Origin of the sequence: Phytoactinopolyspora endophytica, assembly GCF_004138495.1 — a bacterium.
In the GTDB taxonomy this organism is placed as follows: domain Bacteria; phylum Actinomycetota; class Actinomycetes; order Jiangellales; family Jiangellaceae; genus Phytoactinopolyspora; species Phytoactinopolyspora endophytica.
On sequence record NZ_ML142850.1, the window covers coordinates 301,553 to 316,088 of the forward strand.

The window sequence follows — 14,536 nt, forward strand, 5'->3', positions numbered from 1 at the left end:
GGCACCGAAGCCTGTGAGCTACGCCTCAGTCTTTGAATACGGACGAGTATCCGTAACTCCGACCCCGATGTCAATAGACAGTTCGAAGGAACCTGAGCGGGGTCCGCCGATGGCGTCTCGCCGGCGCCAGGACCCAAGATTCAAGGCGCCGGGCTTGCCGAGAAGGCGTGCCCGGGGCCGGACACGCCTCACACCGCCCCGAGTAGGGGCGTTCTCATGAACTCCTGGTCAGCGGTACGCCGGCGTGGTGTGGGCCTGGACGAGCGCCTCGAGGACGTGGCGCAGCATCTGTCCAGAGCTGTTCGCCTCGAGGAACGTCGCTATCCCCCCGAAGGTCAGGTCGAGAACCAGCCCCCCGAGGTCCAGGGGGTCGATTGGGTGCGGCTGACCGGGGAACAGCTTGGCCAGCAGCAGCGTGCCGACGTCCCGCCACTGGCTGAGGAAGAGCTCGCGATGGTGCTGCTCCAGCGCATCGTCACGCCGAAGCCGACGGAGGTACTCGATCGCGATGAGTCCCCACTTCATCTCGGCAGCCCGCGCGTCGCTCCACCGGGCGATGACGTCGATGACCTCCTCGGCGGTCTCCGCGTCGGCCAGCAGCGCCTCGAGCTCGGCGACGACCTTGCCGGTCTGTCCCTCGAGGAGGTGGTCGAGCACGTCCTGCTTGGAGGAGAAGTTGGAGTAGAACGCACCCTTCGAGTAGCCCGCTGCCTCGGCCATCTGCTCGACCGAGGCGCGGTCGTAGCCGTCTCGCGCCACGACGTCGCCGGCCGCCTGGAGAATGCGCTCGCGCGTCAGCGCCTGGCTCTGTTCACGGGTCAGTCGCATGCGTCCTCTTTCCTCGATCGTCCGCCATCTCGCACGGTTCGGCGAACCGTTCAGTATGCGAAGTCAGGATAGTCTTCGCGGGTGGACGGCCGGCTCCCGCCCCCGGTCAGCGGGTCACGGTCGCGGGTGACTGCTCCGATGGGGCGTCGTCGTCCGGGCCCTGTCGAGTGAAGGGCAGCGCGCGTCGCACCGCGCCGGCCCGGGCAGCCGTCTTCTCCCACTGGGAGAGACCGACGGCGCACAGCAGCGCGATGCCGTTGAAAAGGTCGCTGATCCATGGCGGTGCGCCGATGAGCTGCAGCCCCTTGATGCCGGTGGCCAGGACGTAGACCGCGAGCACGGTGCCCCACACGTTGAAGCGCCCGCCCGCAAGCTGCGTGGATCCCAGGAACACCGCCGTCAGGGCGGGCAGCAGCAACCCCGGCCCCACCGTCGGTTCCCCCGTGTTGAGGCGCGACGTCAGCAACACGCCCGCCATGGCCGCGATGACACCGCCGGCAACCAAGGCACCGACGCGCAGCCGGACGACGTTCACCCCGGCCAGTCGCGCGCCGGCTGGGTTGTACCCGGCGGCGTACATGCGACGGCCGACGGGGGTTCGCTCCAGCACGTACCAGACCACCACGGCGAGCAGGAGCATGAGATAGGTCGGGACCGTGATCCCGAAATACGTGCTGATCGCGATGTCACGGAACCCGTCCTGCAACCCGATGATCTGCTTGCTCGAGGACATCCAGGCGAGTCCGGCCAGGAGGATGGAGCTGAGGCCCAGGGTGGCGACGAAGGAGTCGATGCGCCCTTTGGTGATGATCAACCCGGACACCAGCCCGACAAGGGCCCCCACCAGCAACGTGATCGGGATGGCTATGACGAACGGGACGTCGTGCTTGACCTGCAGCACCGCCACGAGGATGCTGGCGAACCCGACCTCCGCGCCGATGGCGAGGTTGAAGGAGCCCGTGGTCAGGGGGATCATCACGGCGATCGCGGCGATGGCGGTGATCGCCTGAGCGTCGAGCAGGGTGTGCCAGGCGCCTCCTTGGAGGAAGGTCTCCGGGGTCACGATCGAGAAGGTCGCGAAGATGACGATGAAGATGTAGACAGCGCTGATATTTCGGAAGGACAGCGCAGTGAGCCATCGGGTGGTGATCGAGTCGCTACTGGACATGTCGGGGCTCCTCGCCTCGGGAGTTTGACGGGGACGCGAGGCCGTAACCCTCGACCACGAGCGCAGTCTCGGTGAGCCGGTCGCCGGCCAGCTCGGTGGCGACCACGCCGTTGCGCATCACGGCAACGCGGTCGCAGAGGCGGACCAGCTCCTTGGCGTCGGAGGAGCAGACCAGGACGGCCATGCCCCTCTCTGCTGCAGCATCGATCTCGCTGTAGATGAACTGCTTGGCGCCGATGTCCACGCCTTGGGTCGGCTCCTCGAGCACGAGGACGCGGGGTTCGTTGCGCAGCCACTTGGCGAAGACGATCTTCTGTTGGTTGCCGCCACTGAACTGTGCGAACCGCTGCTCCGGCGCCGGCGGTCGCACGTCGTACCTCCTGGCCAGGTCGCCGGCTGCTGTCCGTTCTGCGCGGCGCCGCAGCGCCCCGAACCTGCCGGTGACCGGGCGAAGGTCTGGGAGCGTCATGTTCTCCCGGGCGTTCATGGCGGGGACGGCGCCGAGTGTCGCCCGGTCTCCAGCGACGAAGGCCATACCTCGTCGCACGCTCGCCCGGGGCGACCGGCTGAGGTAGTCCCGCCCGACGAGCCGGAACGACTCAGCAGCGGCGGACACGGCACCGAAGACCAACGACGGCACCGTCTCCCGGCCCGAACCGACGACGCCGGCCAGGCCGACGATCTCGCCGTGTCGCAGGGTCAGATCGAAGCCGTGGACCTGTGGTCCGGTGAGCCCCACGATCTCGAGGGCGACCTCGTCGACTCCTCGCGTCCGGGCGACGTCTGGCCGATGGTGGACCTGGGATCCGGTGACGTGGGTGACGAGCGCCTCGTGATCGACGTCGGCGGTCGGCAGATCGGCGACCTTGGATCCGTTGCGCAGCACCACTACGCGATCGGCGAGGTCGAGGACCTCGTCCAGCCGATGCGAGATGAACACGACACCCGCCCCGGCGGTGGCCGTGCGCCGAACCGCCTCGAACAGGATGTCGACCTCGGAGGCGTGCAGTGCCTCAGTGGGTTCGTCGAGGATCAGGATGTTCCGTTCATGCTTCCACCCGTCCAGGGCCCGCGCGATGGCGATGATGGAACGTTGGGCCGGCGTGAGCCGTGAGATCGGCACGTTGACGTCGAACGGGTCCCCGAACCGCGAGATCAGCGCCCGGGTGTGCTCACGTTCGCGCGCTCGCCGGTTCGGGGCCAGTCTGGGCCGATCGGCGTCGGGCGCGAGCTTGAGGTTCTCGACCGCGGTCAGCTCCGACACCAGCCCCAGATCCTGGTGGATGACGTGCAGCTCCGTCGTCGTACCGCCCAGCTCGGCGAGCTCAACGCGCCCCGCGTCGGCGGTGTCCACCCCCGCCAGGATCTTGACGAGGGTGGACTTGCCTGACCCGTTGTGCCCGACCAACGCGACGATCTCGCCGCTGGCCACCTCCAGCGAGACACCGTCGAGGGCACGCAGTCCGGGGAAGTCCCGGACCACCTCGACCGCCCGCAGGAGGGGGACCCCGAAAGAGCCCCCCTCCGCGGGTGCCACAGGAGTGCCTTGGGTCATCACTTGCCCCAGAGCGTGGCGAAGTCGGACTGCATGTCCGGGTAGGCCACGAAGCCATCGGGGTACTCGCCGGCGGTGTCCTTGGTGAGGATCCGCGAGATGGCCTTGACCCACGGCACCCAGTCGTCGTAGACGACGTCGACGCCCTGGCTGCGCCGCAGGCCCTCGTCGAGCATCAGCCAGGTGTACTCGTCGTAGTCGACAGCGAAACCGGCGACCTGCTGCCCGCTCGCGATCTGCTCGATGTTGGGCGGGAGGGAGGACTGACCCAGGCCGGGCACGTCGATCCCGGCGAGGTCCATCTTCGCCTTCAGACCGATCTGCATCTGGTCTGCGGGCGTGATGAAGAAGTCAGTGTCGGGGTTGGCCTGCAGATCACTGATGATCGCGTCGCCGGCGGTCGTGTCCATCGTGGCGACCGGGATGTCGGTGACCCGCAGCGAACAGTCCGGGCAGTTCTCGGCCAGGTAGTCCTTCGCGGCGTCCAGCTGGACCCCGGAGAAGGACAGCTCGGGGATGTTGTAGAAGACGAAGTTGCTCCCGGTCCCGCAGGTGAAGGCGATCGCCGCGGCAGCGAGCACCTGCCCGTTCACCTTGGACGCGCCGACGCCGAACTGGGAGTCCAGCAGCCCGAACTGGTCGGCGTTGGTCGCGCCCGCGTACACCACGGTGGTCCCGACTTCCTCCAGCGCCTCCAGCTGACTCTGGAAGAACGTCGCGTCGACAGCGGCCGCGATCAGGATGTCGGGCGCGTCGTCGGCAACCGTCCCCACGGCTGCGTTGATGCTCTGGGCATCGATCCCGGTGTCGACCCGCTGAAGCTGGACGCCGGCCGCCTCTCCAGCCTGCTCCAGTCCGCTCCAGATGATCGACGCGACGGCCGATCCATTGTCGAGATAGGCCACCGTCGTCGCGGGGTCGATGGGCTGTGGGAGCGGCTCGGCCACCGGCAGGCTGGTGGCCTCCTGCTCTAGCTCGGCGACCAGGGACTTCGCGGCGTCGTAGTTGATGCCCTCGGCCGGCGACGCCGAGCAGCCACCGCTGTCGTCGGCGTAGGCCACCTTGGCGTCGCCCCCGGAGCCGCCCGATTCATCGTCGGAGGAACACCCCGCGAACATCGCCATGGCCACCAACGCGGCCGGCACAACCAGAATCCGAGACCTGTGTACACCCATAGGACGCCTCCAACACTTCGTTGTGCGTGCAGGTCTCTTGTTGCCTGCTCCGCTTGAAGAGCGCGAACGGTCAGGGTGAGATACCGACCGGAATTCGCGTGCCTGGCAGTACACCAGTACCGGGGGGGCCTGTCAATGGTCCCCTCCGTGACCCTTGACATTCCGAATGGATTCCGAATACTTTCTGGTATCGCTGTGGATCCGCAGCGTAAACCTGGACAATGCGATCCGGATGCGAGCGCGCGATCCGAGAACGGACTAACGATGAGCAATGACGCTTCCGCCGTGACGAGCTTGCAGTCGATGATCGACCGCGCGGGCGGGCCGGTGCCCCTGCTGCGCAGCTCTCCCCTGGGTCCCTACCAGTTCCCCGGCATCCCGCCCGAGTTCACCAACTGGCGCGACGAGGTGCGGGCGTGGAAGGACGGTGTCGCCCTCCTGGAGCAGTCGTACCACATGACCGAACTCCACCTGCGGGGCTCTGGCGTCATCGCGTTCCTCAAGGAGCTCGCCGTCAACAAGTTGGACGTGTTCCCCGTCGGCCGTGCCAAGCAGCTCGTCCTGGCGGCGCCGGACGGCAACCTCATCGCCGACGCGATCGTCTTCCACGAGGAGGAGAGCTTCTACCGTGTCGTGGGCGCGCCCTTCGCCAGCGACTGGCTGCTGTTCAACTCCGAGTCGACCCAGCACGACGTGAACGCAGAGAAGAATGACAACTGGTCGGTCCACCAGACGCCTCGGGACGTGTTCCGCCTGCAGATCCAGGGACCGCGGGCGCTGGACCTCCTAGCCGAGGCCACGAAGGCTCCCGTGCCCGAGATCTCGTTCTTCGGCATCGGCGAGCTGACCATCGCCGGCAAGACCGTCAGGGCGCTGCGCCACGGGATGGCCGGGACCCCCGGATTCGAGATCTACGGCGCGTGGGACGACCAGGAGGCCGTGCGCGCCGAGTTCGAGCACGCCGGACTCGAGCACGGTCTGCGCAAGGTCGGCGCCCTGGCGTACTCGACGACGGCCCAGGAATCCGGCTGGATGCCGATGCCGCTGCCGGCGATCTATGCCGACGAGCGGCTCCGTCCCTACCGCGAGTGGCTCAACAACTACTTCCTGGAGTCCATCGGGTCGCTGGGCGGCAGCCTGGTGTCCTCACACATCGAGGACTACTACGTCGACCCGATCGAGGTCGGGTACGGCGGGCTCGTCGACTGGGACCGCGACTTCGTCGGCCACGACGCCCTCAGGGTCAAGGCCGCGGAGCAGCGGCGCACCAAGGTGACGCTGGAGTGGAACGACCAGGACGTCGCCGGAATCATCGGCGACTCCCTGTTCGGCGCCGAACCGCGGCCGCGCTTCATCGCGCTCCCCACGCCGATGTACGCGACCTTCGAGTCGGACGCGGTCCTCAAGGACGGTGAGGTCGTCGGCATATCGCAGTGGTCGTCGTTCACGGCCAACGCCAACCGCCTGGTCTCGACCACGCTCGTCGACTTGTCTCTGGCCGAGCCCGGCACCGAGCTCGTGCTGCAGTGGGGTGAGCCCGACACGCAGCGGCAGACGGTCGACTCTCACGAGGTCCGGCCCATCCGCGTCCGGGTGGCTGCGTCCCCGTACTACGCGAAGGTAATCAAGACCGGCCAGTGACGCCGCTATCGCTGCCGCACGACGCGAGTCCGGCGGCCTCGCGTCGTGCGGCGTGCAGGAGAGGACGGACCACCATTACCGCGACGAAGCTGGACGGCACCGCGACGGCTGCCACGATCACCGAAGAGCTGCGCGAACGCGTCGCGGCTCTGAACGCCCGGGGCGCGAAGCCGGGCATAGCAACGGTGCTCGTCGGCGCCGATCCGGCCTCGCAGCTCTATGTCTCCATGAAGCACCGACGGTCTCAGGCCATCGGCATGCGCTCCATCCAACGTGAGCTGCCCGCGGACGCCACACAGCAGCAGGTTGAGGAGGTCCTCGACGAGCTGAACGCCGATCCCTCCTGCCACGGCTACATCGTGCAGCTGCCGCTGCCCGGGCACCTCGACACCGACGCCATTCTCGCGCGCATCGGCCCTACCAAGGACGCCGACGGGCTGCACCCGACCAACCTCGGGCGACTGCTGCTCAACGTGGGCCAGCCCACCACCACGCCCCTCCCCTGCACGCCGCGCGGCGTCATCGAGCTGTTGGAGCGCAACGGCTACGACCTCGCCGGCAAGCACGTCACAGTCGTCGGCCGTGGGGTGACGGTTGGACGCTCGATCGGTCTCCTTCTCACCCGGCGCGACATCAACGCGACCGTGACGCTGACCCACACCGGCACCATCGACCTGCGCAGCCACCTGCGTGCGGCCGACGTCATCGTGGCCGCCGCAGGCGTGAAGCACCTGGTCACCCGTGAGGACGTGGCTCCGGGGGCCGCTGTGGTCGACGTGGGCGTTACCCGAGAGGTTGACCCCGAGACCGGTCGACCTCGCGTCTTCGGCGACGTGCACCCCGACGTCGCCGAAGTTGCGGAGTGGCTGTCGCCGAATCCTGGAGGTGTCGGCCCGATGACCGTGGCCTTGTTGATGGCCAACGTTGTCGAAGCCGCCGAGCGGACCTCCGGCTGAAACCCCGGGCGGACCGGACGGCGGCTCCGTGGACGGGAGGGCGAGCTGTCGCGAGTCGTGCAGCTCACCGGCGTAAACGAGAGTGCTCAGCGTCACTATGGGCGGAAGGGCGCTTCGATGGCGCGGTCGAGGATGGTCGCGAGCGCCTGGGGCTGGTCACTTGAGGTCCATGCCATCAGGTCCGCTTCCACACATCCCAGGGTAGCGACGATCACCGCGTGGGACCGCGGGTCGGAGTCCCCGGCCGGATCGGCGCCCAGGCGACGCGCCATTTCGGGCTTGCTCGCCCTTGCGCGCCTTGGCCTTGGGTTGCTCGCGGTCCTCGGAGTGGTCCCACACGTTGTTGCCGCCGAGCCAGAGCGCATAGTCGCTCAGGTCCAGTCTTATGGAGAACCCGGGGTTGATCCCAGTTCGGGTAACGAGTCAGGTCGCGCCGACGTGCTCTGCGACGAGGTACCGGACGAGATCCGGCCAGGCGCCGCAGACTGGCATCTTCCTTCCGCAGGACCTCGTCGAGCCACGTGACCGGGTCCTTCTCCTTCCCCGGCGCCGTCGGCGGGAAGTGCCCCGGCAGTCGCCGGCACGTCCTCAGCGGCCCGTCAACACGTTCGCGAAGCGGGTGATTCGGCTCGGCCGACGAAGGCCGGAAGCCTCCCGCCGATCAGCCTGGCGGTAGAGCGCGTACATCGCTCGCACACCCAGCCAACGAAGCGGCTCCGGCTCCCAGCGGCGTACCTCCCGCGCGGTCCACGGCAACGCGACCATGGGGCGTACGCTGAGCCGACCTGCCGAGTTGACGACGGCGGAATCAACGTTCTGCTCCAGGCCTACGCAATGGACTTCGACGACCGCACGCCAGCGAAATTGTCGTGACAGACGACATCTATGCGGTCCGTCGATCACCTGAGGCCGCTCATCGACCAGGGAATGAAGCTGCTCACCCTGGACCGCGAGACGCAACCCGGCGACTCTGCGGAGCGTGAGCACCGACAACGTACTCGGCGCACGGATAGCCATCGAACATCTGATCGGACTCGGGCATCACCGGATCGGCTTCATATCAGGCTCCACCGACACCTTCAGCCGCCAACGACCGTCTCGCCGGATACGTCGACGCGCTGACCGACGCGGGTATCGGAGCGCGACACCTACACAAGCGTCTTCGAGGAGGTCGACAAAGATGCAGCTGAAGCGGCCGCCGCGGTGGTCCCGCGGACGCCCCGAAGCGCGTCCGGCCTCCCCACGGCCTCCGCAGCCGATGCACGAAGCGCCGACTCTCGCCGAGCAGAACGAGAAACCGCAGGTGAGACGTCGATTGTGTAGGTGGGCGCAGTTGGTTTCGAACCAACGACCTCCGGTTTGTAAGACCGGCGCTCTACCCCTGAGCTATGCGCCCCGGCGACCGACAGCCGCAGGCCAGGCGGACCTGACAGCCGGTTCAGATTACCTGGATCGCGCGCGTATTGCCCAATCCGGTCACCGGACTTCTGCCTAGCGCCGCCTGCCGGAGCCGAACCGTCCGCCGGGTCCGTGCCCGTTACGGCCTTCGGAACGGGACTTGCCAGGTGGGTCCCCATGCTGCGGGGGCGTGTCAACCGAGGTAGGCCCACGGCTGCCTTCATCCGGGCCGTGGCAGGGCTGGGAGCCATCAGACGGCCGCTTGGCGTGCTTCCCGAGCACCCGGTCGATCGCGCTGGCAACCTCGTTCGTCAAGTCACGCCCGTCGTCGTCGGGCCGCCGATGGCGGCCACCGACGCTGACGGCTATGCCGCGATCCGTGGTGCTCTCGACGGCCAAGAACTCGGCTGTGGCCGACGACTCACAGGTACGGCAGACAGTCTGGCCGAGACGCCGGACGAGGTTGGTCCCGCCGCATGCGGGACAGTGGTCGACATCGACCGTCCAATCACCGTCCTGCTGGCACTCCGGGCAGACCAAGACCTGGCTGTCCGCCTGGACGGCCCGCACCCACAGGCGCGAGCCCCGGGCGGGGTCGGCCTCACGGGCGCCGCATCGATAGCACGGCATGGCAGTTCCTCCCCGTCACCGTCGTCCGCCGGCGAGCTCCCCGAGAGCACGCTGGTAGTCCGAGATATCGCGTGCGTCCGGGATGGCGTTGACAACACTCCACCGGACGATTCCCTCGCCGTCGATGACGAACGTTCCGCGCAGCGCGCAGCCACGCTCCTCATCGAAGACACCGTATGACGTTGCTACCGCGCCATGTGGCCAGAAGTCGGACAACAACGGAAAACTGATGTCCTCGCGCTCGGCGAACACGCGCAGCGCGAACTTGGTGTCGCACGAGATCGCCAGAACCTGCGCGTCGTCGGGAACCGATGGAACCAGTTCGTCCCGGAGAGCGCGTAGCTCACCGGTACAGACACCCGTGAACGCGTACGGATAGAACACCACGACCACAGGCCGGCCGCGCAGGGCAGACAACCGCCAGGTGGCCCCGTGATGATCCGGGAGCTCAAAGTCCGGGGCCAGCATGCCGTTCAGATTCATCGAGGAAACACTAACCCCTTGGTGCGACAAGCTTCGTGCCCGACCATTCCTCGGCCACCGAGACGGTGGTCGTGGTGGAGAGCCCGGACGTCAGCGCCGCATCGGCGATGTCGCTTGCGTCCACCTGGCCTGGGCGCCCGACTTTGGGTGTGAGCAACCACACCACGCCACCCGGGGCAAGTTCGGTGATCGCATCCACCAGCGCGTCGGTCAGGTCGCCGTCGTCGTCCCTCCACCATTGCAAGACGACGTCAGCGACCTCGCCACTGCCCTGGTCGATGAGCTCGCTGCCCGTGGTGTCCTCGATGTCGATCCGAAGATCATCATCGCAGTCTTCGTCCCACCCAAGCTCTTGCACCACTTGGCCTGGACGGAATCCAAGCTTCATGGCCGGCCCATCGTCTTCTGCCGAGTGGCCCGCGGTCTGGCCCACCGATCGTCCTCCTTGCATCCTGTGGCCCGCCCATTGCGAACCACCTTCCGCCCGTAGTCCACCCAACCACGCGTCATTACGCAAGTGAACCCGCCGGATAAGTTCCGGCACTGCGCATGAGGTTGCGTCGTCAAGTGTGAGGTACAGCCTGGCACGCCTTGTACCCGATGGGACACCCCAGAAGCAGAAAACGCACCCCCGTGGTGACGAAAAAGGGCGGAGCGAGGAGGATAGGAGGTGAAGACAGTGACCCTGGAACCTCTTGGGGCCGGCACATACACCAGCTGCTGGCTCCCACCGACCACGAAGGGATCGTCGTGGCTGCAGACCGCTCCCCGATCATCATCAACGGCCTTCCCAGCCAGCTACCTGACGCAGATGCCGACGAAACTCAGGAGTGGCTGGAGTCGCTGGACGCCGCGATCGAGCACGGAGGGCGACATCGCGCGCGTTACCTCATGTTGCGATTGCTGGAGCGGGCAGCGGAGCGCCAGGTGGGAGTGCCCAGCCTGCGCAACACCGACTACATCAACACCATCCCGCCGGAGTCCGAGCCGGCCTTCCCGGGCGACGAGTTCGTCGAGCGCCGTATCCGCGCCTACGCCCGGTGGAACGCCGCCATGATGGTACAGCGGGCGCAGCGCCCCGGAGTCGGAGTCGGCGGGCACATCTCCACCTATGCCTCGTCGGCCAGCCTGTACGAGGTCGGCTTCAACCATTTCTTCCGCGGCAAAGATCATTCTGGCGGCGGCGACCAGATCTACTTCCAGGGGCATGCGTCGCCCGGCATGTACGCCCGCGCCTACCTCGAGGGAAGGCTGAGCGAGCATCAACTCGATGGCTTCCGCCAGGAGCTCTCCCACGACGGCTTCGGTGGCGGACTGCCCTCGTACCCGCACCCGCGGCTGATGCCGGATTTCTGGGAGTTCCCCACGGTCTCCATGGGCCTCGGCCCCATCGGCGCGATCTATCAGGCCCGGTTCAACCGTTACCTGCAGAACCGCGGCATCCGCGACACGTCCCAGCAGCACGTCTGGGCGTTCCTCGGCGACGGCGAGATGGACGAGCCGGAGACCATCGGCGCCATCGGTGTGGCCGCGCGTGAGGAACTGGACAACCTGACGTTCGTCGTCAACTGCAACCTGCAGCGTCTCGACGGCCCGGTACGCGGCAACGGCAAGATCATCCAGGAGATGGAGTCCCTGTTCCGCGGCGCCGGCTGGAACGTCATCAAGGTCATCTGGGGCCGGGAGTGGGACCCGCTGCTCGCCGCCGACACCGACGGCGCGCTGGTCAACCTGATGAACGCGACGCCGGACGGTGACTACCAGACCTACAAGGCCGAGTCTGGCGCCTACGTCCGCGAGCACTTCTTCGGCCGCGACCCCCGCACGGCCAACATGGTGGAGCATCTCAACGACGACGAGATCTGGGGCCTCAAGCGAGGTGGTCACGACTACCAGAAGCTCTACGCCGCCTACCGCGCCGCCATCGAGCACACCGGCCAGCCCACCGTCATCCTGGCCAAGACCATCAAGGGCTGGACGCTCGGCTCGCATTTCGAGGCACGCAACGCCACCCACCAAATGAAGAAGCTGACCGGGGACGACCTCAAGCAGTTCCGGGACCGGCTGTACATGGAGATCCCCGACTCGGAGTTGGAGGATGTCTACAACCCGCCGTACTTCCACCCGGGCAAGGACTCCGACGAGCACGCCTACATGATGGAGCGCCGCTCCAAGCTTGGCGGGTACCTCCCGGAGCGCCGCACCGCGGCGAAGCCATTGGTGCTCCCCGGGGACAAGGTCTACGAGGTCGCACAGCGTGGATCAGGCAAGCAGTCCGTCGCCACCACCATGGCTTTCGTCCGGCTGCTCAAGGACATACTGAAGGATCCCGAGATCGGCCACCGGATCGTGCCGGTGATCCCGGACGAGGCGCGCACCTTCGGCATGGACTCGCTGTTCCCCACGCTCAAGATCTACTCGCCGCACGGGCAGAACTACACCTCCGTGGACCGCGAGCTCTTCCTGTCCTACAAGGAAGCGACGGACGGCCAGATCCTGCACGAGGGCATCAACGAGGCGGGATCCGTCGCCTCGTGGACTGCCGTGGCCACGTCGTACGCAACGCACGGCGAGCCGATGATCCCGATCTACATCTTCTACTCGATGTTCGGATTCCAGCGCACCGGCGACGGCCTGTGGGCGGCCGGAGACCAGATGGCCCGCGGCTTCGTGCTGGGTGCGACGGCCGGACGCACCACCCTGAACGGCGAGGGCCTGCAACACGAGGATGGCCACTCCGTCCTGCTCGCCTCTGCCAACCCCGCCGTCGTCCACTACGACCCGGCGTGGGGGTTCGAGATCGGCCACATCGTCAAGGACGGTCTGCGCCGGATGTACGGCGAGGACGCCGAGAACGTCTTCTACTACCTGACGGTGTACAACGAGCCGTACGTCCAGCCGGCCGAGCCCGAGAACCTCGACGTCGACGGCCTGCTCAAGGGCATGTACCTGTACAAGCCCATGGAGGTCGCGCCAGGCGACAAGGTGCCGCACGCTCAGATCCTCGCGTCGGGTGTCGCGATGAACTGGGCGCTGGAGGCACAGCGGCGGCTGGCGGACGAGTGGGAGGTCGCAGCCGACGTCTGGTCGGTCACGTCGTGGAACGAGCTGCGCCGCGAGGCGTTGGCCGTTGACGAGTGGAACCTCATGCACCCCGACGAGGAAGCCGAGATGCCGTATGTCACACAGCGGCTGGCCGAGACGACGGGTCCGGTGGTGGGCGTCAGCGACTACATGCGCGCCGTCCAGGACCAGATCGCACCGTACGTACCGGGTGACTGGGTCTCGCTCGGCACCGACGGATACGGCATGTCCGACACACGTGCCGCACTGCGCCGGCACTTCAAGGTCGACGCCCAGTCCATCGTGGTGAACGTGCTGACGTTGCTGGCCCGGCGCGGCGAGGTCTCTTGGGATGTCGTCCGCAAGGCGCACGGGCAGTACCAGCTCGATGACGTCAACGCCACGACCGCCGAGGAAGCGGGCGGCGAGTCCTAGAGCACCAGGACGCAGCGCCCACCAGGTCACCCGACCTGGTGGGCGGCCGGAAACACCACGACCGGGCACACGACCCGGAACGTAATGATCAGGATCAGTACCAACGATCTGTCGCGGCAGGTCAGGTGCGGGGCGTGCTGATGTCTGTGTGCATCTCCCAGACAATGACCTCGGCGTCGTTGGCTGCGATGATGTGGCGGCCGCCCTCGTCGGTGATGCGCGCAGCATCGCCCTCATCGAGATGGCCGACTCCTTCCACATCGACCGCGCCACGCGCGATGTAAAGGTGGAGGAACGGCGCATTGGGCAACGTCACGGCCAGAACCTCGGTCCGCACGTCGGGACGATCGACAAAGCCACGCACATCCACGTCGGGACGACCGGCAGACCCACGCACATCCGAGTCGGGACGGCCGGCAGATCCAGGCGCGTCGGCGTCGGCACCGCTTCCGGCGACGACCCGCGTGCGCGGCGGTTCGAGGTGGCCGGCGCGCAACCGTGCGATGTGCATCGCGGCCGATCGCTGCCCCAGGCCGATCGCGGCGGAGCCTGTGTGGCGCGGCATGCCGCTGGCCACTGTGATCAGGTCGCCTGAGGCTAGCTGGGCGGAGACGTCGTGCTGCTCGTACGACGGGTCGACGCCCGGCGTGTCTGGCGGCACCCACATCTGAACGAATCGCAGCGGCTGTCGGCGCGTCGCGACCGGGCCGGTGTCGTCTCGGCTGTCCACCACGTGTTCGCCGGCCATGTCGGTGTCTTCGCGGGCGAGGCCGCCGTCGTTGAACTCCGAATGCTGGACACCACGGCCTGCGCTGAGCCGCTGCGCCAAGCCAGGATGGATCACACCGCCGGCTCCCGTGGAGTCGCGGTGCACGAGTGCGCCCTCGAGGACCCAGGTGACGATCTCGACGTCGCGGTGTGGGTGCGTGGGGTATCCGTTGTCGGGCTCGATGACGTCGTCGTTGTTCATCACCAAGAGACCGAAGCCGACATTGCCGGGGTCATAGTGCCGGCCGAAAGAGAACGAATGCCGCGACGTCAGCCCGGATTCCGCGCTGACGAACCGGTCCGCGCCACGCATGATCACGATGTTCGCCACACCCCCAGTTTCCCCCGAGCGATCACCGCACCGCGTACCCTGCCGGATATGTCTCCGGCACGCGACACCGAACGCCATGAGCGCACTGTCCATCTCTTGGAGCAT

The 14,536-nt window shown here is 67.2% G+C and carries 11 protein-coding genes and 1 tRNA gene; 3 read left to right on the forward strand and 9 right to left on the reverse strand.

Features of this window, described 5'->3' with window-relative positions:
• Positions 1-228: 228 nt before the first annotated feature.
• The 4 genes from ELR45_RS41995 to ELR45_RS04750 form a co-directional block, all read right to left on the reverse strand.
• Entirely contained in the window at positions 229-828 is a 600-nt protein-coding gene (locus tag ELR45_RS41995; RefSeq protein WP_129663866.1) for a TetR/AcrR family transcriptional regulator, read from the reverse strand.
• A 106-nt stretch (positions 829-934) separates the two neighbouring features.
• Positions 935-1,996, reverse strand: coding sequence for an ABC transporter permease (locus ELR45_RS04740; RefSeq protein ID WP_129663868.1), 1,062 nt, complete (start codon positions 1,994-1,996; stop codon positions 935-937).
• A complete protein-coding gene (locus ELR45_RS04745) occupies positions 1,986-3,533 on the reverse strand; it encodes a sugar ABC transporter ATP-binding protein (protein ID WP_165367481.1) in 1,548 nt (515 codons plus the stop codon). Before ELR45_RS04745 ends, ELR45_RS04740 begins: the two co-directional genes overlap by 11 nt.
• A 17-nt stretch (positions 3,534-3,550) precedes the next feature.
• Positions 3,551-4,726, reverse strand: coding sequence for a sugar ABC transporter substrate-binding protein (locus ELR45_RS04750; protein WP_129663872.1), 1,176 nt, complete (start codon positions 4,724-4,726; stop codon positions 3,551-3,553).
• A gap of 285 nt (positions 4,727-5,011) precedes the next feature.
• On the opposite strand from ELR45_RS04750, the gene ELR45_RS04755 reads away from it, so the two are divergent.
• Both ELR45_RS04755 and ELR45_RS04760 read left to right on the forward strand, forming a co-directional pair.
• The gene (locus ELR45_RS04755) at positions 5,012-6,367 is read left to right on the forward strand and encodes an aminomethyltransferase family protein (protein ID WP_205855966.1); all 1,356 of its coding nucleotides are present in this window, start codon (positions 5,012-5,014) and stop codon (positions 6,365-6,367) included.
• A gap of 74 nt (positions 6,368-6,441) precedes the next feature.
• Complete coding sequence (locus ELR45_RS04760) at positions 6,442-7,323, forward strand: bifunctional methylenetetrahydrofolate dehydrogenase/methenyltetrahydrofolate cyclohydrolase (RefSeq protein ID WP_129664232.1); 882 nt, start codon at positions 6,442-6,444, stop codon at positions 7,321-7,323.
• Between the two features lie 1,324 nt (positions 7,324-8,647).
• Here the strand turns inward: ELR45_RS04760 and ELR45_RS04765 are convergent.
• The 4 genes from ELR45_RS04765 to ELR45_RS04780 all read right to left on the reverse strand — a co-directional run bounded on the left by ELR45_RS04765 (position 8,648) and on the right by ELR45_RS04780 (position 10,267).
• Positions 8,648-8,719, reverse strand: a tRNA-Val gene (locus ELR45_RS04765).
• A 95-nt stretch (positions 8,720-8,814) separates the two neighbouring features.
• A complete protein-coding gene (locus ELR45_RS04770; protein WP_129663876.1) occupies positions 8,815-9,351 on the reverse strand; it encodes a hypothetical protein in 537 nt (178 codons plus the stop codon).
• A 15-nt stretch (positions 9,352-9,366) separates the two neighbouring features.
• The gene (locus ELR45_RS04775; protein WP_129663878.1) at positions 9,367-9,834 is read right to left on the reverse strand and encodes a peroxiredoxin; all 468 of its coding nucleotides are present in this window, start codon (positions 9,832-9,834) and stop codon (positions 9,367-9,369) included.
• A 10-nt stretch (positions 9,835-9,844) separates the two neighbouring features.
• Complete coding sequence (locus ELR45_RS04780; RefSeq protein WP_129663880.1) at positions 9,845-10,267, reverse strand: DUF3052 domain-containing protein; 423 nt, start codon at positions 10,265-10,267, stop codon at positions 9,845-9,847.
• Between the two features lie 317 nt (positions 10,268-10,584).
• Between ELR45_RS04780 and aceE the strand changes: the two genes are divergently transcribed.
• On the forward strand, positions 10,585-13,332 hold the full coding sequence (gene aceE, locus ELR45_RS04785) for a pyruvate dehydrogenase (acetyl-transferring), homodimeric type (RefSeq protein ID WP_129663882.1): 2,748 nt from the start codon (positions 10,585-10,587) through the stop codon (positions 13,330-13,332).
• A gap of 121 nt (positions 13,333-13,453) precedes the next feature.
• Here aceE and ELR45_RS36915 read toward each other — a convergent pair whose 3' ends face one another.
• Positions 13,454-14,536 carry a pirin family protein gene (locus ELR45_RS36915; protein ID WP_205855971.1) on the reverse strand — a complete coding sequence of 361 codons (1,083 nt, stop codon included), beginning with the start codon at positions 14,534-14,536 and terminating at the stop codon, positions 13,454-13,456.